The sequence below is a fragment of the Kitasatospora sp. NPDC101176 genome (genome assembly GCF_044768035.1).
GTDB lineage: Bacteria > Actinomycetota > Actinomycetes > Streptomycetales > Streptomycetaceae > Kitasatospora.
This window is the reverse complement of the sequence record NZ_JBIWPA010000002.1, coordinates 329,278-352,765: the sequence shown is the minus strand read 5'-3', so window position 1 is coordinate 352,765 and position 23,488 is coordinate 329,278. Positions and strand designations below refer to the sequence as shown.

Here is a 23,488-nt window from a genome sequence, read left to right as displayed (position 1 = left end):
CAGCGCCGGACCGCCGCCCGGGGGGCGTAGCGGTGCGGCCACTCACACGGGGGACCCCTGTCAGCCTGGGCTGACAGGGGTCCCCGCATCACGGACGGCCCGCCGGGCCGGGCCCTCCAGACGACCCCCGGGGGCCGGACCGGCCTTACGGGCGCCAGGTGTCGTTCAGGGTGACCGTGCCCGAGGAGGGCGCGGTGGCGCTCCGGTTGGCCCCGGACTCCCAGGTCACCGCGCCGTTGGCGTCCTTGCGCACGTACTTGTACTGGAAGGCCGTGCCGGCCGGCAGGGTGAGCGACAGCGACCAGACGGGGTAGCCGGCCGAGGAGAGCGGCAGCGCCTTGGCCGGGTCCCAGCCGCCGAGGGCGGGGACGTCCCCGACCACGTAGACGTTCTGGCCGTACGCGGTGGTCGCGTTGACGTTGAACGAGGCGCCGGTGGTCGCGGCGACCGCGCCCTGGACGTAGAGCGCGACCGCGTCGCCCGCGCCGACCGTCGCGGTGAACTGGCCGTTGGCGCCCACCTGGTAGGTCGGGCCGGTGCAGCCGCCGCCCGGCTGCGGGTCACCGTGCTGGACGTCGCAGTAGGTGCCGGCCGGCAGCCCGGTCTGGAAGGTCTGGGTGATCGCGCCGTTCTCGTGGTTGATCGCGACGTAGCCCTTGTTGCCGCGGCCGAACGCGATGGCGTTGTTGCCGTTGGACCACCAGTTGGTGACGCCGGTGCCGGCGACGGCGTTGCGGAAGCCGACCATGTTGGCGACCTGCCGCCAGGCGTGGGTGCAGTTCCAGCCGTCCTGGTAGCAGGCGTTGACGGTGCCACCGTTGGGCGGGCCGTCGTCCTTGTTGGTGAACGAGTAGCCGGAGTAGACGTTGGGCGCGCCGTACGGCGAGGCCAGCAGGAAGACGTTGGCCAGCGTGTAGGTGTTGCCGTAGGTGTAGTTGAGGGTGGAGCCGTTGCGCTCGGTGTCCCAGTTGTCGATGAAGCTGCGCGCCTGGCCGCTCGGCAGGTAGCCCCAGGAGGCGCCCCAGCCGTTCAGGTTGGCGAGCTTGTCGCTGGTGAACATCCGCTTGAGGTCGGTGCCGACCCGGAACTCGTCCACGTCGCCGGTGCCGGTGTACTCACCGGGCTGGATCGGCTCGCCGGCGCCGTAGATGACCTCCTGCACCCAGTAGGCGCCCGGGTTGGCCATCTTGGCCTTGATCGCGGCGAGGTCGGCGGCGGCGATGTGCTTGGCCGCGTCGATCCGGTAGCCGTCGACGCCGAGCGCGCCCAGGTCGTCGAGGTAGTGCGCGATCGTGGTCCGGACGTAGGAGCTGCCGGTGTCCAGGTCGGAGAGGTTGACCAGCTCGCAGTTCTGGACGTTGGAGCGGTCCTGGTAGTCGGTGATCGGCTGGCGGCAGGAGTGGAAGTCCTGGTCCTGGTAGGTGCCGGGGTAGGTGTACTTGCTGTAGGCGGTTCCGCCGGTGCCGGTGCCGGAGCCGGCCGCCATGTGGTTGACCACCGCGTCGGCGATCACCTTGACGCCGGCGGCGTGGCAGGTGTCGACCATGTTCTTGAAGGACGTCCGGTCTCCGAGCCGGCCGGCGATCCGGTAGCCGACGGGCTGGTAGGAGGTCCACCACTGGGGGCCCTGGATGTGCTCCTGGGGCGGCGAGACCTCGACGAAGCCGTAGCCCTTGGGGCCGAGGGTGGAGGTGCAGGCCTGGGCGACCGAGTCGAAGCGCCACTCGAAGAGCGTGGCGGTGACGTCCTTGCCGTTGGCGGTGGGCGGGGTGGCCCCTGCGGTGGGGGCGCCGAGGGCGGTGCCGAGCGAGAGCGCGAGCGCCGCCGAGGCGGCGAGCGCTCCGGCCGCGCGGGCGGGCCGGCGGGTGGGGGCGGTGGTGACCACGTCGTCTCCTGGGGGTGGCTGGGGTGGGGCAGCCGGAGGGTGAAGCCTGCAGGAAGTTTCTGTAACTTGCCGGAAACTTGCAGCGCTGAACCTAGAGCCGTCGACACACACCGTCAAGAGCCTGGAAAGAACGTTTCTGCATACCCCGCGCCGGGCCCGGAACCCACCCCGCGCCGGACCCGGCGCCCAGCCTCGGCCGGACGCATGACAAAGGCCCGCCGGACGCACGACAAGGGCCCGGCAGCCGTGGCTGCCGGGCCCCTCACCTGTCCTGGTTCACCGGGCCCGAGGAGGCCCGACCCGACCTCAGCCGGTCTGGACGGAGGTGTCGTCGATCACGAAGCTCGTCTGCAGCGAGGAGTCCTCGACGCCGTTGAACTTCAGGGTGACCGTCTGGCCCGCGTAGGACGAGAGGTCGAAGGTGCGCTGCTGGTAGCCGGCCGCGGCGTCCACGTTGCTGTAGGTCTTCAGCGTGGTGCCGTTGACCGAGACGGTCAGCTTGTCGTACACGGTGGAACCGGTCTCGGCGGTGTCGATGTGCAGCCAGAAGCTCAGCGTCGCCTTGCAGCCGGCCGGGATGGTGACCGTCTGGGACAGCGAGTCGGTGTGGCTGGAGCCGTAGCCGTTCAGCCAGGCCTTCCAGGAGCCGCCGTGGGCCGCCTGCGAGGAGCTGTTGTCGACGACGCCGGAGCTCGCCGTCCACGGGGAGGCGCTGCCGGTCTCGAAGCCGGCGTTGCCCAGCAGCTGCGCCGGGGTGCAGCTGCCGCCGCCACCGCCGGTGACGGTCCAGGTGAAGCTGGTGTTGCCGCTCTTGCCGGCCGAGTCCGTGGCCGTGACGGTCACGTTGGAGGTGCCGGCGGCGGTGGCGGTGCCGCTGATCACGCCGGTGGAGGCGTTGATCGACAGGCCCGCGGGCAGGCCGGAGGCGCTGTAGGACAGCGGGGCGGTGCCGCCCGTGGCCTTGATCTGCAGGTTCACCGAGCCGTTGAGCGCGGTGGACTGGTTGCCCGGGTTGGTGACGGTGACGCCGCCCGGGTTGGGCAGCGAGCCGACGTTGACGCCCGCCCAGGCGGTGCTGACGGCCGTGAGCTCCGCACTGCCGGCACCGTACAGGTCGGTGGCCGCCTTCTCCGTCGCGGTGCGCGCCGCGGCGTAGTTGGTGGTGGAGGTCATGTAGGTGGTCAGGGCGCGGTACCAGACCTGCGCCGCCTTGTCCCGGCCGATGCCGGTGACCGCGATGTTGTTCTGGGTCGGCGAGTTGTAGCTGACGCCGTTGATGACCTTGGCGCCGCTGCCCTCGGCCAGCAGGTAGAAGAAGTGGTTGGCGACGCCGGAGGAGTAGTGGACGTCCTTGTTGCCGACGGTGGAGGACCAGTAGTCGGCGGACTGGCCGTCCTTGGACGGCTTGTCCATGTACCGCAGCGGGGTGCCGTTCCCGTTGATGTCGATCAACTCACCGATCAGGTAGTCGGGGTTGTCGGTCGGGATGTTGGCGTAGAACTCCACCATGGTGCCGAAGATGTCCGAGGTGGCCTCGTTGAGGCCGCCGGACTCGCCCGAGTAGTTCAGGTTGGCGGTGGCCGCGGTGACGCCGTGGCTCATCTCGTGGCCGGCGACGTCGAGCTCGGTGAGGGGGTGGGTGTTCGAGTCACCGTCACCGTAGGTCATGCAGAAGCAGGAGTCGTCCCAGAACGCGTTCACGTAGTTGTTGCCGTAGTGGACGCGGCTGTAGGCGCCGACACCGTCGTTGCGGATGCCGTTGCGGCCGAAGGTGTTCTTGTAGTAGTCCCAGGTGGCCGCGACGCCGAAGTGGGCGTCGACCGCCGCCGACTCGCCGTTGGCGACGGTGCCGTCGCCCCAGGTGTCGGTGGACTTGCTGTACAGGGTGCCGGTGCCCGAGGTCCCGTGGTTCAGGTTGGTGGTGTACATCCCACCGCGCGTGGTGTCCTTCATCTGGTAGGACGACCCGGACTGCGAGGTGCCGATGTTGACGTTGCCGACGAAGACGCCCTTGCCGGTGCCGGTCTGGATGCCCTCGAACTTCTGGATGACCTGACCGCTGGTGGCGTCGGTGACCACGTGCAGCTTGCTCGGGGTGCCGTCCGACTCGGTGGAGGAGACGACGGTCTCCCAGGCGAGGCGGGGGTTGTTGTCCGCGGCCCAGACGACCAGGCGGGGCGCGCTCTCCAGCGCGGCGCCCGACTCGGCGGCGAGCGCGGCCGACTGCGCGGCCGGCGCCGCCAGCTTCGGCGTGGTGCCGACTCCGCTCAGCGAGGCGCTGCTGGCCCGGTCCACGCCCTTGGTCGCGCCGGTGGCGGACTGGTGGACCACCAGGTCGCCGCCCAGGACGGGCAGCCCGTTGAGGGTCCGCTCGTACCGCAGGTGACGGGTGCCGTCCGCGTCCTGCACGACGTCCTTGGTGACGAGCTTCTCGTCGCTGCTCAGGCCGAGGGTCTGGGCGAGGGGCGCGGACTGCTGGTTCGCCGAGGCGATCAGCGCGGCCCGGGTCGTCTGCTGGGCGGCGACGGCGGCCGGGGCGTCCGGCGTGGCGGCCTGGGCGATGACCGGTATGCCGGTCACCAGCAGCGCGGTGGTGGCGGCCATGACAACCGCCGCCTTCCGGGCGTGAGCGTAACGGGACATGCGGACTCCTTTTCCGACCGGTGCGGGTTCGCACGCGGTGGAGAGAACCTGGGCCGCAGGGTTGCGGCGCAGTGGGGGCCCCCGCCCGCGGTGTGCGACGGGGGTGCGGATGCGGTGCTCACAAGTCGTTGCAGGATCGGGACGCGCTGCACCTGAACTGGCCGGCTGCACCGGGGGGTGGGGCCCCCTCGTCTGCAGCCGGAGGAATCGTGGCAGCAAACGAGCCGTTAATGACAGATGCATGCCACGGAATGGCCGATTCATTACCGAAACCGTATGCACGACGGTCCGTCAGTTGTGTTACCCCTTTGCGAACTCGTGAACACGGTTTTCATGGTCCGGGTAAAGTTCGATCACTTCCGGATGTCACTGACCAGCGCTCAGGGCTCCCGCCCGGCCCGGCGGGCGGCCGACAGCGCCCCGCAGGCGCGGCACATCACAGTTCCGGCCGTGCCAACGACTGTTTCCGGCCACCTCGCGGCCAAAACGACACGGGTCCCGCGCCGCCACAACGGCGGTGCGGGACCCGTGAGTTCCGGTTACGGTCCGATCGGCTCCGGGATCACCCCTGGACGAACACCGCCACGGTGCGACCGGGCACGGTGAAGGTGCCCGTCGCGGCCTCGAAACCGGACTGCTTGACCACCTGGTCCGTGCCGCCCGCCTGGACGGGGTGCAGGGCCTGGGCCGTCCCCTTCAGGGCCGCCACGGTCTGCGTCTGCGCGGTGGGCGTGGCGTTGAAGACCACGGTGACGCCCTTCTCCGCCCCCTTCAGCCCGGTGCCGTCCAGGTGCAGGGTGATCACCCCGGGCGTCTCGCCGGACGTGCCGGAGAGCGGGTAGGAGAGCCGCTGCTGGACCGCCGCCAGGGTGGGCAGCGAGAACAGCGGCGAGGACTGCTTGATCCGCAGGAACTGCTGGTACTGCGCGGCGGTCGCGCGGATGTCGGCCGCCCCCACGGTGAGCCGGGGGTTCGCCAGCAGGGACTTCGCGGTGGGCCACAGGTCCTTGTTGTCGGCCGCGGGCGGCAGCCCCCGTCCCCAGCCGTTGCCGTCCGCCGCGTCCCAGTGGATCGCGTTGAACCAGTCGCCCGAGTCGTAGGAGTTGGCGTCCAGCGACTTGGAGCGCAGCTGGTCGCTGCCGGCCTGGGCGAAGCCCGCCCCCTGGGTGAGCGCGGTGAGCGAGAGCCCGAGCGCCTGCATCCGGGCCCGGTCGGCGGGCGCGGTGCCGGCCGGCAGCTTGTAGGCGAGCGCGTCGAACAGGTCGGTGTTGTCGTGGGCGTCCACGTACTCCACCGCCTCGCCCGGCACGGCCGCGTACCCGGTCGGGGCGCCGTTGTAGTCGACCTGGGCGCCGGTGACGCTCCGGCCCCGGCTGTCGGTGAAGGAGTACCCGGCCAGGTTGCCGGTCAGTCCGACCTTCAACTGGTCCATCTGGTGGAGCAGTCGGGCCTTCTGCTCGTCCGCGGTGCCGTTCGCGGGCGAGCCGTTCGGGTCGGTGTACAGGCCCGAGGCGAAGCCCTGCTGGGGTGCGGAGGAGAGCATGAAGTTGCCGCCGCGGGCGGCGTCCCGGATCCGGTCGTCGAAGGTCGCGATGCCGGTGCCGGCCATGGTGAGCTGGGTGGCCTGCTCGAAGCGGGCGCCGTTCGCGACGACGCCGAAGTTCCAGCCCTCGCCGTAGAGGAGGACGTTCTTCCCGTCCACACCGTCGGAGTCGGGCGTCATCTTCCGCAGCGCGGCCTGCACGTCGAGCATGGTGGACTTCGGGTCCAGGCCCATCAGGTCGAAGCGGAACCCGTCGACCTTGTACTCGCGGGCCCAGGTCGTCACCGAGTCGACCACCAGCCGGTTCATCATGGCGTGCTCGGGCGCGGTGTCGGCGCAGCAGCTGTCCGTGGTGATCCTGCCGTCGGCGTCCAGCCGCTGGTAGTAGCCGGGCACCACCCGGTCGAGCACCGAGTGCTCGGCCTGACCGCCGGCGGCGGTGTGGTTGTAGACGACGTCCAGCACGACCCGCAGGCCGGCCTGGTGGATCGCCTGCACCATCCACCGGAACTGCACCGTACGGGCGGTGCCTTCGGGGTCCGTCGCGTACGAGCCCTCGGGCACGTTGTAGTGCAGCGGGTCGTAGCCCCAGTTGTAGGCGTCGTCGGCGGCGACCGCCGCCACGCACTCCTGCTGCTTCGGGCCGTCCGCCGGGAGGGACTTGAGGTCGCAGGCCGGCAGCTTCTGCTCGGCCCGGTTCTCCCGGATGGTGGCGATGTCGAAGGTCGGCAGCAGGTGGATCGTCGTCACGCCGGCCTTGGCGAGGTCCCGCAGGTGCTGCATGCCGGCGGACTGCGACTCGGTGAACGCCAGGTAGGTGCCGCGTTCGGCCGCCGGCACGGTGCCGTCCTCGACGGAGAAGTCGCGGACGTGCAGCTCCTGGATCTGCTGCTGGGCGGCGGGGACGGCCTTCGGGCGGGCGTGGTCGTCCCAGCCCTGCGGCTTGAGCGCCCCGGCGTCGAGATCGGCGACCAGGCTGCGCCGGGAGTCGGTGGACAGCGCGACGGAGTAGGGGTCGGTGACGGTGTTGACCACCAGCTGCTGCACCGAGGGCGCCCAGACCTTCACCTGGTACAGGTAGTACTTGCCGTCCAGTTCGGCCTTGTCGCGGACGACCTCCCAGACGCCGGTCTCGTCGTCCCGCTTCAGCGGGAGCGTCCGCGGGGTGCCGCCGGTGGCGCCGTCGAAGACCTGGACGGACACCTCCTGCGCGGTCGGCGCCCAGAGCGAGAGCGCCACCTTGCCGTCGTAGTACGCCGGCCCGAAGTCGACCTTCCCCGTCCGCCGGGCGTACAGGTCGTCCAGGACGCCGGGGGTCTGCACACCGGTGGCGGCGAGCACGGCTCCGCTGGGCAGGTGCTCGGTGAACAGCAGCTGGCTCCGCAGCGCCGCCGGGACGCGGGCGGTGTCCCGGGCGTCCACGGTGAAGGCCCGGTAGCCGGCCAGGTGCGGGAACGCGGCCTTCTGCGCCGCGGTCAGCCCGCCCTGGACGGGGGTGAGCCGGATCCACCGGCCGGGCCCGGTCAGCACGCCCTTGTCGGCCTTGATGCCGCCCGCGGGGTCGTAGACCAGCTGGGCGCTGGTCCCGCCGGCGAGGGCCTGGTCGCTCGCGCCGTGGTTCGCCGGGACGACGACGGTCCTCGCGTCGATCCACTGCGCCTTGGCGGTGCCGAGGTCGATCTGCGAGGAGGAGGCGGCGTTCTGCGGCAGCAGGTGGCCCTCGCGGCCGCCGAGGATCCAGATCTCGCGGCCGTCGACCGCGAAGTCCAGCGACTGGTCGGCGGGCAGGTCCTTGTCGTTGCCCTTGTGCAGGATGTAGCTGAGGCTGGTCGCGCCGGGGGCCAGCGGCACCTCGAAGACGGCGCCGAAGGCGTCGCGGCGCGCCGGCGTCAGCGGCTTGCCCCAGTCGGTGGGGGTGGCGGCGCCGGTCCAGTCGTGCAGGCCCCAGCCGTCGTAGTCGCCGTCGGCCCGGTTGTAGTGGATGACGGCGGTGTTCGCCGGCGGCGTGCCCGTCGGTCCGGGGTTCGCGGTGCGGACGGCCGGGTCGCCCTGGGCGAGCCAGACCTCACCGGTGCTGCCGACGTCGACGTGCCGGTCGGCGTCGACGTCCTTGACGCCGTTCTTCTCGACGATGAAGCCGACGTCCGAGGCGCCCGGCTTGAGCCGCACGTACGCGAAGGCGCCGTACGCGTCGCGGCCGGTGAAGGCGTGCCCGGCCGGCCACGGGGTGGATTCGCCGTCGGCGAGGTCGCCCCAGGCGTAGAGGTTCCAGCCGTCGTAGTCGCCGTCCGGGCGCTTGTAGTGGACGACGGCGTACGGGCGGGAGCCGGCCGTGGGCAGCGGCTTGGGGGCGGGGGTGCCGGTGGTGAAGCTCGCGGTGGCGGAGCGCAGCCGGCCGGCGGAGTCCTGCACGACGGCCTTGTAGCGGACGACCGTGCCGGGGGCGACGGCGCTCAGGTCCTGGGTGACGAGGTACTTCCCGGTGTCGGCGGTGCCCAGGGTCTGCCAGGGCCCGGTGCCGATCTGGGCGGCGAAGCTGACGCGGTCGAAGCCGCCGCCGGTCGTGGCGCCGACCGTGACGAGGCCGGTCGAGCCGTCCGCGGGCGGCTGCAGCGAGAGCTGCGGGCCGGCGGCGGGGGCGGCGAGCCGGGCGCCGGCCTTGAGGACGACCGAGGAGAGCGCGGGCACGGTGACGGTGACCTTGCGGTCCGCGCCGCTGGTGACCCGCTCCCCCGCCGACGGGTAGATCCGGTCGAAGCCCGTCCCGGCCGAGAAGGTGTCGAGGGTGACGGTCTTCGCCTCGGTGGCGTTGTTGACCGCCACCAGGTACTCGACCTGCTGCCCGGCGTCGATCCGGGAGAAGGCGTAGACCCCGGGGCCGTCGGCCGCGTAGCGCTCGATCTGGGCGCCGTCGGCGAGGGCCGGGTTCTCCCGGCGCAGCGCGGCCAGGGCGGCGACGCCCCGGTAGAGCGGGCCGCCCTGCCCGTAGCGGTCGGCCGGGCCGGTGGCGCCGCCGAGCACGCGGTCGGTGTTGTAGGAGGGCGTGGCGGAGGCGAACACGTCCTGCCGGGCGTCCTTGTCGCCGCCCGCTCCGGTGAAGCCCTGCTCGTCGCCGTAGTAGACGACGGGCTGGCCGCGGGTGAGGAACTGCAGCTCGTTGCCGAGCCGGTCCTTCTTCAGCAGGGTGGCGTCGTCGGCGCCGGGGTTGTCGGCGAGCAGGAAGGAGCCGAACCGGCCCATGTCGTGGTTGCCGAGGAAGGTGGGCAGCTCGTAGGCGTCGGTGTCGGCCGTGGTGTAGCGGTAGTCCTGGCCGTAGACGTCGGCGAGGTTGCGGGCCGAGCCGCCCTGGGAGACGTAGGAGCGGGCCGCGCCCTGGAACGGGAAGTCCAGGGTGGCCTGGAGCCTGCCCTTGGTGACGTACGGCGAGGTGGTCGCCGGGTCGCCGGAGTAGACCTCGCCGAACATGAAGAACCGCTTGTTGCCCTGCTTGGCGGCGAAGTCCTTGAGGGCGGGGGCCCACTGCTGCCAGAACGCCATGTTGACGTGCTTGACGGTGTCGATCCGGAAGCCGTCCACGCCGGTGTCCTGGACCCACTGCTGGTAGACCTTCTCGAAGCCCTTGACCACCTTGGGGTTCTGGGTGTCGAGGTCGTCCAGGCCGCTGAAGTCGCCCTCGGTGGCGGACTCGCCGACGAAGGTCGAGTCGCCGCGGTTGTGGTAGAGCGAGGGGTCGTTGAGCCAGGACGGGGTCTTGGCGGTGGCGTCTGCGGGGGTGCGCAGGACCGGGGTGTAGGGGAAGGAGTCCTTGGTGATCCGCGGCCAGGGCGCCGCGGAGTCGGCGACCGCGGTCTCGTCGACGGGGTTGCCGTCGGCGTCGAGCGTCGGGTAGGCGCCGGTGGAGCGGTAGGCGTGCTGCTGTTCGGCGGCGTCGACGACGTCGGCGGTGTGGTTGGTGATGACGTCGAAGAAGACCTTGATGCCGCGGGCGTGGGCCTTGGCTATCAGTTCCTTGAGCTGCTCGTTGGTGCCGAAGTGCGGGTCGACCTGGGTGAAGTCGGTGATCCAGTAGCCGTGGTAGCCGGCCGAGGCCTGGTCACCCGTGCCCTGCACCGGCTTGTTCTTGAAGATCGGGGCCATCCAGATCGCGGTGGTGCCGAGGTCCTGGATGTAGTCGAGCCGCTGGATCAGGCCGGCCAGGTCGCCGCCGTGGTAGAAGCCCTTGTCGGCGGGGTCGAAGCCGTTGTCCATCCGCCCGCCGGTGATGCCTCCGGTGTCGTTGCGGGTGTCGCCGTTGGCGAAGCGGTCGGGCAGGACGAAGTAGAACTGTTCCCGGGTGAGGTCGTGCCGCCCGGCGGTGGCCGCCAGGGCGGCGTCCGAGGGCGGGGCCGGCGGGGCGGCGGCCAGGGCGGCGGGGGCGCCGCCGAGGGTGGCTGCGGTCAGTGCGGCGGCCAGCAGGACGGCCGTGCGGCCGGGTCTGCGTCGGTGGGTGCTCCGCGGCGGGTGGAGCCGGGCATCGGCCACTGAGGGTCTCCCTTAGGGGAAGGGCGATCGAGTTCCCTGGAAGCTAGCGGCCTGCAATATGTTTCAGCAAGATGCAGAAACCGTTTCGTCCCGGGAAAACGCAGGCCCGAGGCCCTCTCGACCACCCCGATTACTCCCTTCGAGCGGGCGGCGTGACAATGGGACGTATGTCCGTCCCACCGGTAGCCACCAGACCCGATCGCACCCCCTCCCCCGGTGGGAGCCGGCCCCTAGCCCTCAAGGGGGACAACCGGTGAAGAATCCACTGCCGGAGGATGAGCAGACGGCGACGGGAGGTCTGGCAGACTTCTCGACCATGGGGGAACCGACCGAGATCCAGCAGCGCCGCACCGAGCGCGCCGACGCGGCGCACGGCGACGGCTCCGACGCACGGCCGGCCTCCCCCGGGCGCCTGCCCGACGGAGCCACCCGCGTCGCACGGTCCCGCACCGCCGCGCTGCGCGGCCGCATCCGCGACCAGCGCCGCTCACCGGCCCGGCCGAGGCTCTGGTTCGAGCTGGCCCTGATCGGGATCAGCTACTGGATCTACTCGATCGTGCGCAACGCCGTCCCCGAGCAGGCGACGACGGCCCAGAAGCACACGACGTGGATCTGGGACCTCGAACAGCACCTGGGCATCGCCGTCGAGCGCTCGATCAACCACGGCGTGGACAGCGTCGGGTGGCTCATCACCGGGATGAACTACTACTACGCCACACTGCACTTCGTCGTCACGATCGGCGTGCTGGTCTGGCTGTACCGGCGCCACCCCGGCCGCTACGCGGCCGCCCGCACGGTGCTCTTCGTCACCACCGCGATCGCCCTGGTCGGTTTCTACTTCTTCCCGCTGGCACCGCCCCGGCTGATGACCGACGGCGGGTTCATCGACACCGTGAAGGCCCACGGCACCTGGGGCTCGATGGCCTCCGGGCCCGCCGCCCACGTCTCGAACCAGTACGCGGCGATGCCCTCGATGCACATCGGCTGGTCGATGTGGTGCGGCCTGGCGATCTTCTTCCTGGCCCGCCGGACGTGGGTGCGGGTGCTCGGCCTGCTCTACCCGGCGGCCACCCTGGTGGTCATCGTCTCCACCGCCAACCACTTCTGGATGGACGCCGTCGGCGGCGAGATCTGCCTGGCCGTGGGCTTCCTCGCCGCCCGCTGGCTCTACCACTCCTGGGCGTACCGGCTGCCACAGGTGCCCGACCGGGAGACGGCGGAGGAGCCGATCACCGTCCCGGAGCAGTGGAGCGAGCCCGCTGTCAGCAGCGCCCGACGGTAACCGCCCGCCCGCACCACCCACCAGGAGGGGCCCCGACCGGGGCCCCTCCGGTGCGTCCGGGACCACCCGCGCCCTGGCGCCTCCGGGCTCACCCGTGGTCCTCGCGCCTCCGGGCTCAGCCGTAGAACAGCCGCTCCACCACCGCCCGGGCCCGCCGGGTGGTGCGCCGGTAGTCGTCCACCAGCTCCCCGCTGTGCCCGGCCCCGTACCCGAGGTAGCGGGCCACCCCCGCCAGCTCCCGGGCCTCCCCGGGGAAGCTGTCGCCCGGCCGGCCGCGCACCAGCATCACCGCCGACCGCACCCGGGACGCCAGCACCCAGGCCGCGTCCAGCACCTCCGCGTCGGCCGGATCGACCAGACCGGCCCCTGCGGCGGCCGCCAGCGCCGCCCTGGTCCGGGTGGTGCGCAGGGCCGGCAGCTCGTGCCCGTGCTGGAGCTGCAGCAGCTGCACCGTCCACTCGACGTCCGCCAGCCCGCCGCGACCGATCTTGGTGTGGGTGGTCGGGTCGGCCCCGCGCGGCAACCGCTCCGCCTCGATCCGCGCCTTGATCCGGCGGATCTCCATCAGGTCCCGCTCCGGCACTCCGGTGCCCGGGTAGCGCAGCGGGTCCACCAGCTGCCGGAAGCGGGCCCCCAGGTCCTCGTCCCCCGCCACCGGCTCGGCGCGCAGCAGCGCCTGGCTCTCCCAGGCGTGCGACCAGCGCCGGTAGTACGCCGCGTACGAGGCGAGGGTGCGCACCAGCGGGCCGCTGCGCCCCTCCGGCCGCAGGTCGGCGTCGACCAGCAGCGGCGGCTCGGTGGACGGCGCGCCCAGCAGCGTCCGCAGCTCGTGGCAGACGGCCTGGGCGGCCCGGGCCGCGTCCTCGTCCAGCGAGCCGAGCAGCGGCTCGTGGACGAAGAGCACGTCGGCGTCCGAGCCGTAGCCCAGCTCGCGGCCGCCGAGGCGGCCCATCGCGATCACCGCGATCCGGGTCGGCAGGTCCCCGTGCTCGGCCTCCCAGCCGGCCACGCAGGCGCGCAGCGCGCCCTGCAGGGTGGCCGCGTTGATCGCGGTCAGCGCCTCCCCCGCGGCGTCCAGCGCCTCGGCCGGGTCCTCGCCGAGCCGGCCCAGGACGTCCGCGGCGGCGGTCCGGAACAGCTCCCGGCGGCGCACCGAACGGGCGGCCGCCACGGCCGCGGCGGTGGAGCCGGCGCGGCCGACGGCGGCCAGCACCTCCTGCTGCAGGGCGGCCCGGCCGCGCGGTTCCAGGCCCTGCGGGTCCCCCAGCATGGCCACCGCCTCCGGGGCCCGCAGCAGCAGGTCGGGGGCGAGCCGGCCGGCCGACAGCACCCGGGCCAACTGCTCGGCGGCGGCGCTCTCGTCCCGCAGCAGCCGCAGGTACCAGGGGGTGCGGCCGAGCGCGTCGGAGACCTGGCGGAAGTTGAGCAGACCGGCGTCCGGGTCGGCCGAGTCGGCGAACCAGCCGAGCAGCACCGGCAGCAGGGTGCGCTGGATCGCGGCCTTGCGGCTCACCCCGGAGGCGAGCGCACTGAGGTGGCGCAGCGCGGCGGCCGGATCCGCGTAGCCCAGCGCCTCCAGCCGGGCCCGGGCCGCGTCCGGGGTGAGCCCGGTCGCGCCCGCCGGCAGCTCGGCGACGGCGTCCAGCAGCGGCCGGTAGAACAGCTTCTCGTGCAGGCGGCGCACCTCCACCGCGTGCCGCTTCCACTCGCGCTGCAGCGCGGCCACCGGGTCCGAGCGGGTGTCGTCGTTGATCAGCCCGGTCAGCGACCGGGCCAGCCGGCGCTGGTCCTCCTCGCCGGTCGGCATCAGGTGGGTGCGGCGCAGTCGGTGCAGCTGGATCCGGTGCTCCAGCGAGCGCAGGAAGCGGTAGGCAGTGTCCAGCGAGGCGGCGTCCGCCCGGCCGACGTACCCGCCGCGGGAGAGCGCGGCCAGCGCCTCCAGGGTGTTGCCGCTGCGCAGCGCCCGGTCGGTGCGGCCGTGCACCAGCTGGAGCAGCTGCACCGAGAACTCGACGTCCCGCAGCCCGCCCGGGCCGAGCTTGAGCTGGCGGTCCAGCTCGGTGGCGGGGATCGAGTCGATCACCCGGCGGCGCATCTGCTGCACGTCGGTGACGAAGTTCTCCCGGGCGGCGGCCTGCCAGACCATCGGTGCGAGCGCCTCGACGTACGCGGCGCCGAGCTCGGCGTCCCCGGCGACGGGGCGGGCCTTGAGCAGCGCCTGGAACTCCCAGGTCTTCGCCCAGCGCTGGTAGTAGGCGAGGTGGCTGGCCAGGGTGCGCACCAGCGGGCCGTTGCGGCCCTCGGGGCGCAGGTTGGCGTCCACCGGCCAGATGGTGCCCTCACCGGTGGTGTCCGAGCAGAGCCGGGTGAGGGCCGCGGCCAGCCGGGTGGCGGCCCGGACCGCCACGTGCTCGTCCACGCCCTCGCGCGGCTCGGCGACGAAGATGACGTCCACGTCCGAGACGTAGTTGAGCTCCCGGCCGCCGCACTTGCCCATCCCGATCACGGCGAGCCGGCAGGCCCGGGCCGCGTCCGGGTCCTGTTCGGCGGCGAGGTCCAGGGCGGTCTGCAGGGTGGCGCCGGCCAGGTCGGCGAGTTCGGCGGCGGTCTGCGCGAGGTCGGTGGTGCCGGTGAGGTCGCGGGCCGCGATGGCGAGCAGGCAGCGGCGGTAGGCCGTGCGCAGGGCGTCCGCCGGGGTGCGCGCGCCCTGCCGACCGCCGTCCTGGACGCCCTCGGCGAGCGCGCGGCGGAAGTCCTCCGGGCCCGGGTGCATGTCGCGCAGCTCGAAGGTGACCAGCACGTGCCAGTCGTGCGGGTGGCGGGCGAGGTGGTCGGCGAGCGCGGTGGAGACGCCGAGCACGCCGAGCAGCCGGTCGCGCAGCGGCTTGGAGGTGGTCAGGGTGTCGCGCAGGGTGTGCCGGTCCGCCTCGTCGGCGGCCTCCAGCAGCCGGGCCAGGCCGAGCAGGGCGAGGTCGGGGTCGGCGGTGGCACCGAGCGCGTCCAGCAGCACCGGGTCGTCGGCGAGGCCCTCCAGTCCCGGACCGGCCAGCAGCCGCACCGCCTGCGCCGGGTCGGTGAACCCGCGCCGGACCAGCCTGATCTCCGGCCGGCTGACCCGGCTCCCGGCCCGCTGCTCCTCCACCGCCATGGCCCCTCCATCCGTCCGCCCCAGCAGGTTACGCGCCCGCGCGGCCCGCCGCCGGGCGCGAGCGCCGGACGGCCCCACCGGGCGGGGAGCCACCCGGCGGGGGGCCGCCGGGGAGTCGCCCCCCCCACACGGGACGGCCCGCCGTCATCCGGTCGGACGACAGCGGGCCCCGGCCGTTCGACCGAAGGTCAGCCGCTCACAGCACCTGCAGGTTCTTGCGCAGCTCGAAGGGGGTGACCTCGGAGCGGTACTCCTCCCACTCCTGGCGCTTGTTGCGCAGGAAGAAGTCGAAGACGTGCTCGCCGAGGGTCTCGGCGACGAGCTCGCTGCGCTGCATCAGGTCGATCGCCTCGCCGAGGTTCTGCGGCATCGGCTGGATGCCGAGGGCGCGGCGCTCGGAGTCGGAGAGCGCCCAGACGTCGTCGTCGGCGCCGGGCGGGAGCTCGTAGCCCTCCTCGATGCCCTTGAGGCCGGCCGCGAGGGTGACGGCGTAGGCGAGGTACGGGTTGCAGCCGGTGTCGAGGGAGCGGACCTCGACCCGGGTGGAGCCCTGCTTGCCGGGCTTGTACATCGGCACCCGGATCAGCGCCGAGCGGTTGTTGTGGCCCCAGCAGATGTACGAGGGGGCCTCGCCGCCGGCGCCGGCGGTGCGCTGGGAGCCGCCCCAGATGCGCTTGTAGGAGTTCACCCACTGGTTGGTGACGGCGGCGGTCTCGGCGGCGTGCTTGAGCAGGCCGGCGATGAAGGAGCGACCGACCTTGGAGAGCTGGTACTCGGCGCCCGTCTCGTGGAAGGCGTTGCGGTCGCCCTCGAACAGCGAGAGGTGGGTGTGCATGCCGGAGCCCGGGTGGTCGGAGAAGGGCTTCGGCATGAAGCTGGCGTGCACGCCCTGCTCCAGCGCGACCTCCTTCATGACCAGACGGAAGGTCATGATGTTGTCGGCGGTGGACAGCGCGTCGGCGTAGCGCAGGTCGATCTCCTGCTGGCCGGGGGCGCCCTCGTGGTGGGAGAACTCCACCGAGATGCCCATCGACTCCAGCATGGTGATGGCCTGGCGGCGGAAGTCGTGGCCGACGCCGCGCGGGGTGTGGTCGAAGTACCCGGACTGGTCGGCGGGGATCGGCGGGGTGCCGTCGCCGGGCAGGTTCTTCAGCAGGAAGAACTCGATCTCGGGGTGGGTGTAGAAGGTGAAGCCCTGGTCGGAGGCCTTCTCCAGGGTGCGCTTGAGCACGAACCTGGGGTCCGCGAAGGAGGGCGAGCCGTCGGGCATCAGGATGTCGCAGAACATCCGGGCGGTGCCGGGGGTCTCGGAGCGCCACGGCAGGATCTGGAAGGTGGTCGGGTCCGGCTTGGCGATCATGTCGGACTCGTAGACCCGGGCGAAGCCCTCGATCGCCGAACCGTCGAAGCCGATGCCCTCCTCGAAGGCCTGTTCCAGTTCGGCCGGTGCCACCGCCACCGACTTGAGGAACCCGAGCACGTCGGTGAACCAGAGCCGGACGAACCGGATGTCACGCTCTTCGAGCGTCCGAAGCACGAACTGCTGCTGCTTGCCCATGGGGACAGTCTCACCTCTGCTCTTTACGCTCGTGTTACGCCCGGAGAACCCTCGGGAGATCCGGAGGCGACTGCCCCCATCATGGCCGATCACCGGCCCGGACGGCAGCGCCGACCCCCGTTCCGCCCCCTCGGACCGCACATTGCGTCAGATCGACGATTACACTCGGGGCATGCCCAATCTCCGTCTCGCCCTGAGCCAGATCGACCCGTGGGTCGGTGACATCGCCCGCAACAGCGATGAGGTGGTGCGCTGGACCGAGCAGGCCGTGGCGGCCGGCGCCCAGCTGGTCGCCTTCCCCGAGATGGTCCTGACCGGCTACCCCGTCGAGGACCTCGCCCTGCGCCGCTCCTTCGTCGAGGCGTCCCGCACCGCGCTGGTCGGGCTGGCCGGGCGCCTGGCGGCCGGCGGACTGGGCGAGGTGCCCGTCGTGGTCGGCTACCTCGGACGCTCGGAGCACGCCTCGCCGCGCTTCGGCCGCCCGGCCGGGTCCCCGCAGAACTGCGCCGCCGTGCTGCACCGGGGCGAGGTGGTGACCCGCTTCGCCAAGCACCACCTGCCCAACTACGGCGTGTTCGACGAGTACCGCTGGTTCGTCCCGGGCGACCAGCTGCCGGTGCTGCGGGTGCACGGGGTGGACGTCGCGCTGGCCGTCTGCGAGGACATCTGGCAGGACGGCGGCCGGGTCACCGCGGCCCGCGAGGCCGGGGCCGGGCTGCTGCTGGTGGTCAACGGCTCGCCGTACGAGCGGAACAAGGACGACCAGCGGCTGGAGCTGGTCCGGCGCCGGGCCGCCGAGGCGGGCTGCACCCTGGCGTACGTCAACATGGTCGGCGGCCAGGACGAGCTGGTCTTCGACGGCGACTCGATCGTGGTCGGCGCGGACGGCGAAGTGCTGGCCCGCTCCCCGCAGTTCGAGGAGCACCTGCTGGTGCTGGACCTCGACCTGCCGGCCGCCAGCAGCGACCACACCGACGGCCTGCTGCTGAGCGACGGGCTGCACCTGGTCCGCACCGAGCTGGACGGCGGCCCGCGGGACGCACCCGCCCTCCCGGCGGCCGCCGGGGTCGCGCCGCGGCTGTCCGACGAGGCCGAGATCTGGGCCGCGCTGGTCTCCGGCACCCGGGCGTACGTCACCAAGAACGGCTTCCGGTCGGTGCTGATCGGCCTCTCCGGCGGCATCGACTCGGCGCTCGTGGCCTCGATCGCGGTGGACGCGATCGGCGCCGGGAACGTGTACGGCGTCTCGATGCCCAGCCGCTACTCCTCCCAGCACTCCCAGGACGACGCGGCCGAACTGGCCCGCCGCACCGGCCTGCACCTGCGGACCGTCTCCATCGCGCCGATGTTCGACGCGTACGTGGCCGCCACCGAACTGACCGGCCTGGCCGAGGAGAACCTGCAGTCCCGGCTGCGCGGCACGCTGCTGATGGCGATCTCCAACCAGGAGGGGCACATCGTGCTCGCGCCCGGCAACAAGAGCGAACTGGCCGTCGGCTACTCGACCCTGTACGGCGACTCGGTGGGCGCGTACGGGCCGATCAAGGACGTCTACAAGTCCCTGGTGTTCCGGCTGGCCCGCTGGCGCAACGAGGAGGCCGAGCGGCGCGGCGAGGTGCCGCCGATCCCGGAGAACACCATCTCCAAGCCGCCGTCCGCCGAGCTGCGGCCGGACCAGAAGGACACCGACTCGCTGCCCGACTACGACCTGCTGGACAGCGTCCTGGACCGCTACATCGAGGGCGACGAGGGCCGGGACGCGATCGTCGCGGCCGGTTTCGACCCCGCCGTGGTGGACCGTGTGGTCCGGCTGGTGGACACCGCCGAGTACAAGCGGCGGCAGTACCCGCCGGGCCCCAAGATCTCGGTGAAGAACTTCGGCCGGGACCGCCGCCTGCCGATCACCAACCGCTGGCGGCGCGGCTGAGACGTCTCGCGGACGGCTGCCGGGGCTACTGGAACCGGTAGGTGGCGGCCACCGCGAGGTGGTCGCTGCCGTCCTGGGGCAGGGTGCGGGAGTCCACCGGCTTGAGGCCGCCCTTGCTCATGATCTGGTCGATCCTGGCCATCGGGAAGGCCGCCGGCCAGCTGAACCCGAAGCCGTCCCCGGCGGCGCCCTGGGCCGAGCGCATCTGCGAGGTGACCGGCGCCAGGCTGCGGTCGTTCATGGTGCCGTTGAGGTCCCCGAGCAGCAGGACCTTCTTCACCTGCTCGGCCTGGATCGCGTCGCCGAGCGCCTGCGCGCTGACGTCCCGCTGGTGGACGGTGAAGCCGCCCTCGGCCTTCAGCCGGACGGAGGGCAGGTGCGCGACGTACACCGCGACCGGGCCCTGCGGGGCGGCGACCTGGGCCCGGAACGCCCTGGTCCAGCCCATCCTGAGGTCCACCGGCGAGACCCCGCTGATCGGGTACTTCGACCAGAGGCCGACCGTCCCCTCCACCGCGTGGTACGGGTACGCCTCGGCGAGCCCGGTCTCGTAGGAGTGCAGCGGCTTGCCGGCCAGTTCCTGGAGGGCGATGATCTGGGCGCCCGAGGCGACCAGCCCGCGGACGGTGCCGGGCACGTCGGTGTTGGCGGCGGCGACGTTGTGGCTGACCACCGTGAAGTCGCCGGAGCCTCCGTTCTTGTCGCTGAGCAGGCCGCCGAACAGGTTGAGCCAGATCGCGACGGGCAGCAGCAGGGCGATCAGCGCGGTGGCGGAGCGGCGCAGCAGCGCGGGCACCAGCAGCACCGGGACGGCCAGGCCCAGCCAGGGCAGGAAGGTCTCCAGCAGGCTGCCGAGGTTGCCGACGCTGTTGGGGACCTCGGCGTGGAACGCCAGCAGGGCGGCGGTGAGCACGGCGAGTGCGGCGACGACCAGTCCGCGGCGCCAGGTGGTGCTGCCGCGGCCGTCCCGGCCCCAGTGCCGCAGGCCCAGGAATCCTCCGGGACGGTCGACGGGCTCCGGGGCGTCCTGCTCCCCCCGCTCCGCGGCCGTGGTCCGGTCGGTCCTGTCCGCCTGCGTCATCCGTGGCTCCCGCCTGTCGTGCCGTCCGCCGCTCCGGGGTCCGGCCCGCGGGTTCACGGGCGTGTGCCGGACCGGTGCCGGTTCGTTCGGATACCGGCTCAGCCTATGCCGGGACAGACGCGGGGCCCGGCGGAGCGGGTTCCGGCGTGGCCCGCTTTGGTGAGCCAGGCCACGTCGGGCGCCGCCGGGCGGTCGGTGGACGGTCGGCGGGCGGCCCGGCGGCGGGGGTCCGGGCGCACGGGGGCCGGGGTGCCCGGGGTCAGAGTGCCCGGGGTCAGGAGGCGGCGCGCGGCGCGAGGCCCTCCAGCAGTGAGTCGACCATGGTGCGGGCCAGGTCCGGGTCCTCCAGGTCGGAGTCGTCCCAGAGGATGCTGCGGTAGAGGATCGGGCCCATCAGCAGGTCGCCGAGCAGCTCCACGTCGAGGTCGGCGCGGAGCACGCCCTCGTCGACGGCCCGGCGGATGAGGTCGAGCGCGGCCTCCCGGCGCGGCCTGACCACCCGCTCGCGGTACACCTTGTACAGGTCGGGGAGGCCGTGCATCTGACCGAAGGCGGCCTTGAGCACCCAGCGGCTGCGCTTGGCGAGGCCGCGCCGGCGCATGTAGTCGACCATCTCGACCAGGTCGTCCCGGGCCGTGCCGCCGGTCGGCTCGGGCATCGGCACCTCCAGCCGGCTGACCACGTCGACCAGCAGGGCCTCCTTGTTGGGCCAGCGCCGGTAGATGGTGGCCTTGCCGACGCCGGCCGCGGTGGCGATGCCCTCGATGGTGAGGTCGGACAGCGTGGTGCCGCCCGCCATCAGGTCCTCGACGGCGGTGAAGATGGCCTGTTCGGCGGCCTCGCTGCGCGGTCGGCCGCGCCGGGCGGCGACGCAGGGTCGTGCGGTCCCTGCGGCCGGGGTGTCCGTCGTCATCCCCGCTGTTCTCCCTCGCTGTCCGCGTGGCGCGCGGGCGCCGCTCGTCGTCCGGTGGTGGCCCGTGGGCCGGGCCCGGCGGTGGCCGCCGCCCTGGACCACGGCCCCACCACCCGGGGGTTCATCCGGGTGGCAGGGCCCATTGTCGCTCAGTTCAACCGCGGATCAGGCGTCCGCGGGGACGGTCGGGCGGCTGCGGTCGGGCTGGTCGGCCCCCTGCCCGGCCGGTCCGCCGGGGGCGGCCGAGCGGCGCGGGAGCAGGAACCAGGCGATCAGGGCGCCGGCCACCGTGATGCCGGCGGACAGCGAGGCCACCACGTGCATGGCGCTGATGAAGGCGTCGTCGGCCGGGGCGACCAGGGCGGCGCCCTTCGGCCCCATCCGCCCGGCGATGGCCAGGGTGGCCTCCAGCGACTCGCCGGCCTTGTCGCGCAGCTCGGCGGGCAGCTGGTTCAGCGTGTCGGACATGTGGTCGCGGTAGACGGTGGAGAGCACCGCGCCGAGGACGGCGACCCCGAGCGAGCCGCCGACCTGGCGGAAGGTGTTGTTGACGGCCGAGCCGGCCCCGGCCTTCTCGCGGGGCAGCGAGCCCATGATCGCGACGGTGACCGGAGGCATGACGTGCGCCATGCCGGTGCCCATCAGCAGGCCGAGCACGATCAGCACCCAGATCGGCGTGGCGACGCCGAGCAGCGCGTAGCCGACGAAGCCGACCGCGATCAGCAGCATGCCGACGGCAGCGGTGGCGGCGACGCCGAAGCGGTCGACGACCAGCCGGGCCCGCGGCGCGAACAGCAGCTGGGCGACGGCCAGCGGCAGCATCAGCAGGCCGGCCTGCAGCGCGCTGTAGCCGCGCACGCTCTGGGTGTAGAAGACGCCGAAGAAGGAGACGCCCATCAGCGCGAAGAAGACCACGCCGACGACGACCACGGAGGCGCTGAACACCTTGTTGCGGAACCAGGTGACGTCCAGCGCGGGGAAGCGGGTGCGGCCCTCGAACCAGACGAAGGCGGCCAGCGCCAGCAGGCCGACCAGGGTCGGGCCCCAGGCCTCGACGGCGGTGAAGTCGGCGAGCTCGCCGCCCTTGATGATGCCGTAGATCAGCGCGACCAGGCCGATGATCGACAGCAGCACGCCGACCGGGTCCAGCTTGCCCGGGTTCGGGTCCTTGGACTCGGGCACCAGGACCACCATCGCGATCACCGCGACGATCACGATCGGGACGTTGATCAGGAAGACCGAGCCCCACCAGAAGTGCTCGATCAGCACGCCGCCGGTGATCGGGCCGATGGCGATGGCCAGGCCGACCGCGCCGGCCCAGATCCCGATCGCCTTGGGCTGCTCGGAGCGCTCGAAGACGTTCATGATGATGGCCAGCGTGGCGGGCATCGCGAGGGCGGCGCCGACGCCCATCAGGGCGCGGTAGCCGACGAGTTCACCGGGAGAGGCGGCCATCGAGGAGAGCAGCGAGGCGATGCCGAAGACCACCATGCCGCCGAGCAGCGCGCGCTTGCGCCCGAAGCGGTCGCCGAGCAGGCCGGAGGTGAAGAGCAGCCCGGCGAAGACCAGCGTGTAGGAGTTGATCGACCATTCCAGGTCGCTCTGGCTGGCGCCGAGGCCGACCGGCGCGGGGGTCGCGATGGTCTTCATCGCGACGTTGAGGATCGAGTTGTCGAGGACGACGACGAGCAGGGCGAGCACCAGGGTGCAGAGGATCGCCCAGCGCCGACGGTGGATGGCTTCCGGCACGCGGGGTGGCGCGGCTGCGGTGGTCATTGGTCTTCCCGTCCGTGGTGGTGTGGCACTGGCGGGCAATTCCGAGCCATCATCGTCTCGTAACCCCCCGCACCAGAGTAGCGGCCATTACGATACGAGACGACCCCGTTTCGTAAAATGAAGGCAAAGTCCGGGCACCCCCCGGCCACCGGTGTGCCGTAGATCGCACCCGGTCGCACGCACGCCTCTTTGCGCCCGCGCCGGGGCGTGCAAGCATGGAGGTGATCCGGGGACGCCGCACGGCGCCACGAGACGACAACCCTTCAGGAGTCCGTTCCATGAACGCTTCTTCGCCTTCGCCTGCCCAGAACCAGGCGACCACCACCTCGCTCTACGGCGGGGTCACCAACCGCCGCGTCACCGTCCGGGACCTCGCCGCCGCCAAGCAGCGCGGCGAGAAGTGGTCCATGCTGACCGCGTACGACGCCCTCACCGCCGGGGTGTTCGACGAGGCCGGCACCCCGGTCCTGCTGGTCGGCGACTCCGCGGGCAACTGCCACCTCGGCTACGAGACGACCGTCCCGGTGACCATGGATCAGATGGTGATGCTCTCCGCCGCCGTCGTCCGCGGCACCAAGCGCGCGATGATCGTCGCCGACCTGCCGTTCGGCTCGTACCAGGAGTCCCCGGCGCAGGCCATGCACAACGCGGCCCGGCTGATGAAGGAGGCCGGCGTCGGCGCGGTCAAGCTGGAGGGCGGCGAGCGCAGCGCCCGCTCGATCGAGCTGCTGGTCGAGGCCGGCATCCCGGTGATGGCGCACATCGGCCTCACCCCGCAGTCCGTGCACGCCTACGGCGGCTACCCCGTCCAGGGGCGCGGCGACGAGGCGGCGCACCAGCTGCTGCGCGACGCCAAGGCCGTCCAGCAGTCCGGCGCCTTCGCGGTCGTGCTGGAGGCGGTACCGGCCGAGCTGGCCGCCCAGGTCACCGAGCAGCTGATGATCCCGACCGTCGGCATCGGCGGCGGACCGGACACCGACGCCCAGGTCCTGGTCTGGACGGACATGGCCGGGATGACGGCGGGCCGGGTGCCGAAGTTCGTCAAGCAGTACGCCGACCTGCGGGCCGTGCTCGGCGACGCCGCCCGCGCGTTCGCCGAGGACGTCCGCGGCGGCGCCTTCCCGGCGGAGGAGCACAGCTTCCACTGACGGCGCCCGCCCGGCCGGGCGAGCAGCAGGGCCCCGCTCCCGACCGGAGCGGGGCCCTCGTCG

At 72.5% G+C, this 23,488-nt stretch carries 11 protein-coding genes; 3 read left to right on the top strand and 8 right to left on the bottom strand.

Features of this window, described 5'->3' with window-relative positions; all coding sequences use genetic code 11:
• Positions 1-145: 145 nt before the first annotated feature.
• From ACIRS1_RS04325 to pulA, 3 genes are all read right to left on the bottom strand, one after another.
• Positions 146-1,885 carry a carbohydrate-binding module family 20 domain-containing protein gene (locus tag ACIRS1_RS04325; protein WP_402836688.1) on the bottom strand — a complete coding sequence of 580 codons (1,740 nt, stop codon included), beginning with the start codon at positions 1,883-1,885 and terminating at the stop codon, positions 146-148.
• 306 nt (positions 1,886-2,191) lie between these two features.
• Positions 2,192-4,528 (bottom strand): M4 family metallopeptidase, encoded by a 2,337-nt coding sequence (locus ACIRS1_RS04320; RefSeq protein ID WP_402836686.1) that lies wholly within the window; start codon positions 4,526-4,528, stop codon positions 2,192-2,194.
• A 562-nt stretch (positions 4,529-5,090) separates the two neighbouring features.
• Positions 5,091-10,592 carry a pullulanase-type alpha-1,6-glucosidase gene (pulA, locus tag ACIRS1_RS04315; RefSeq protein WP_402836684.1) on the bottom strand — a complete coding sequence of 1,834 codons (5,502 nt, stop codon included), beginning with the start codon at positions 10,590-10,592 and terminating at the stop codon, positions 5,091-5,093.
• A gap of 316 nt (positions 10,593-10,908) precedes the next feature.
• Here pulA and ACIRS1_RS04310 point away from each other — a divergent pair, with 316 nt between their 5' ends.
• Positions 10,909-11,874, top strand: a complete 966-nt coding sequence (locus ACIRS1_RS04310; RefSeq protein ID WP_402836682.1) for a phosphatase PAP2 family protein — start codon at positions 10,909-10,911, stop codon at positions 11,872-11,874.
• A gap of 115 nt (positions 11,875-11,989) precedes the next feature.
• On the opposite strand, the gene ACIRS1_RS04305 is transcribed toward ACIRS1_RS04310, so the two are convergent.
• Positions 11,990-15,022: a bifunctional [glutamine synthetase] adenylyltransferase/[glutamine synthetase]-adenylyl-L-tyrosine phosphorylase gene (locus tag ACIRS1_RS04305; protein WP_402836680.1), complete on the bottom strand. Its 3,033-nt coding sequence runs from the start codon at positions 15,020-15,022 to the stop codon at positions 11,990-11,992.
• Between the two features lie 196 nt (positions 15,023-15,218).
• The gene (locus tag ACIRS1_RS04300; RefSeq protein WP_360214608.1) at positions 15,219-16,580 is read right to left on the bottom strand and encodes a glutamine synthetase family protein; all 1,362 of its coding nucleotides are present in this window, start codon (positions 16,578-16,580) and stop codon (positions 15,219-15,221) included.
• A 172-nt stretch (positions 16,581-16,752) separates the two neighbouring features.
• Here ACIRS1_RS04300 and ACIRS1_RS04295 point away from each other — a divergent pair, with 172 nt between their 5' ends.
• The gene (locus tag ACIRS1_RS04295; protein WP_402836677.1) at positions 16,753-18,507 is read left to right on the top strand and encodes an NAD+ synthase; all 1,755 of its coding nucleotides are present in this window, start codon (positions 16,753-16,755) and stop codon (positions 18,505-18,507) included.
• Positions 18,508-18,532: 25 nt separating this feature from the next.
• On the opposite strand, the gene ACIRS1_RS04290 is transcribed toward ACIRS1_RS04295, so the two are convergent.
• The 3 genes from ACIRS1_RS04290 to ACIRS1_RS04280 all read right to left on the bottom strand — a co-directional run bounded on the left by ACIRS1_RS04290 (position 18,533) and on the right by ACIRS1_RS04280 (position 22,277).
• Entirely contained in the window at positions 18,533-19,588 is a 1,056-nt protein-coding gene (locus tag ACIRS1_RS04290; protein WP_360214604.1) for an endonuclease/exonuclease/phosphatase family protein, read from the bottom strand.
• A 274-nt stretch (positions 19,589-19,862) separates the two neighbouring features.
• Positions 19,863-20,501 (bottom strand): TetR/AcrR family transcriptional regulator, encoded by a 639-nt coding sequence (locus tag ACIRS1_RS04285; protein ID WP_360214602.1) that lies wholly within the window; start codon positions 20,499-20,501, stop codon positions 19,863-19,865.
• Positions 20,502-20,666: 165 nt separating this feature from the next.
• Positions 20,667-22,277 (bottom strand): MFS transporter, encoded by a 1,611-nt coding sequence (locus ACIRS1_RS04280; RefSeq protein ID WP_402836675.1) that lies wholly within the window; start codon positions 22,275-22,277, stop codon positions 20,667-20,669.
• A 278-nt stretch (positions 22,278-22,555) separates the two neighbouring features.
• On the opposite strand from ACIRS1_RS04280, the gene panB reads away from it, so the two are divergent.
• The gene (panB, locus tag ACIRS1_RS04275; RefSeq protein WP_402836673.1) at positions 22,556-23,425 is read left to right on the top strand and encodes a 3-methyl-2-oxobutanoate hydroxymethyltransferase; all 870 of its coding nucleotides are present in this window, start codon (positions 22,556-22,558) and stop codon (positions 23,423-23,425) included.
• The last annotated feature ends 63 nt before the right edge of the window (positions 23,426-23,488 follow it).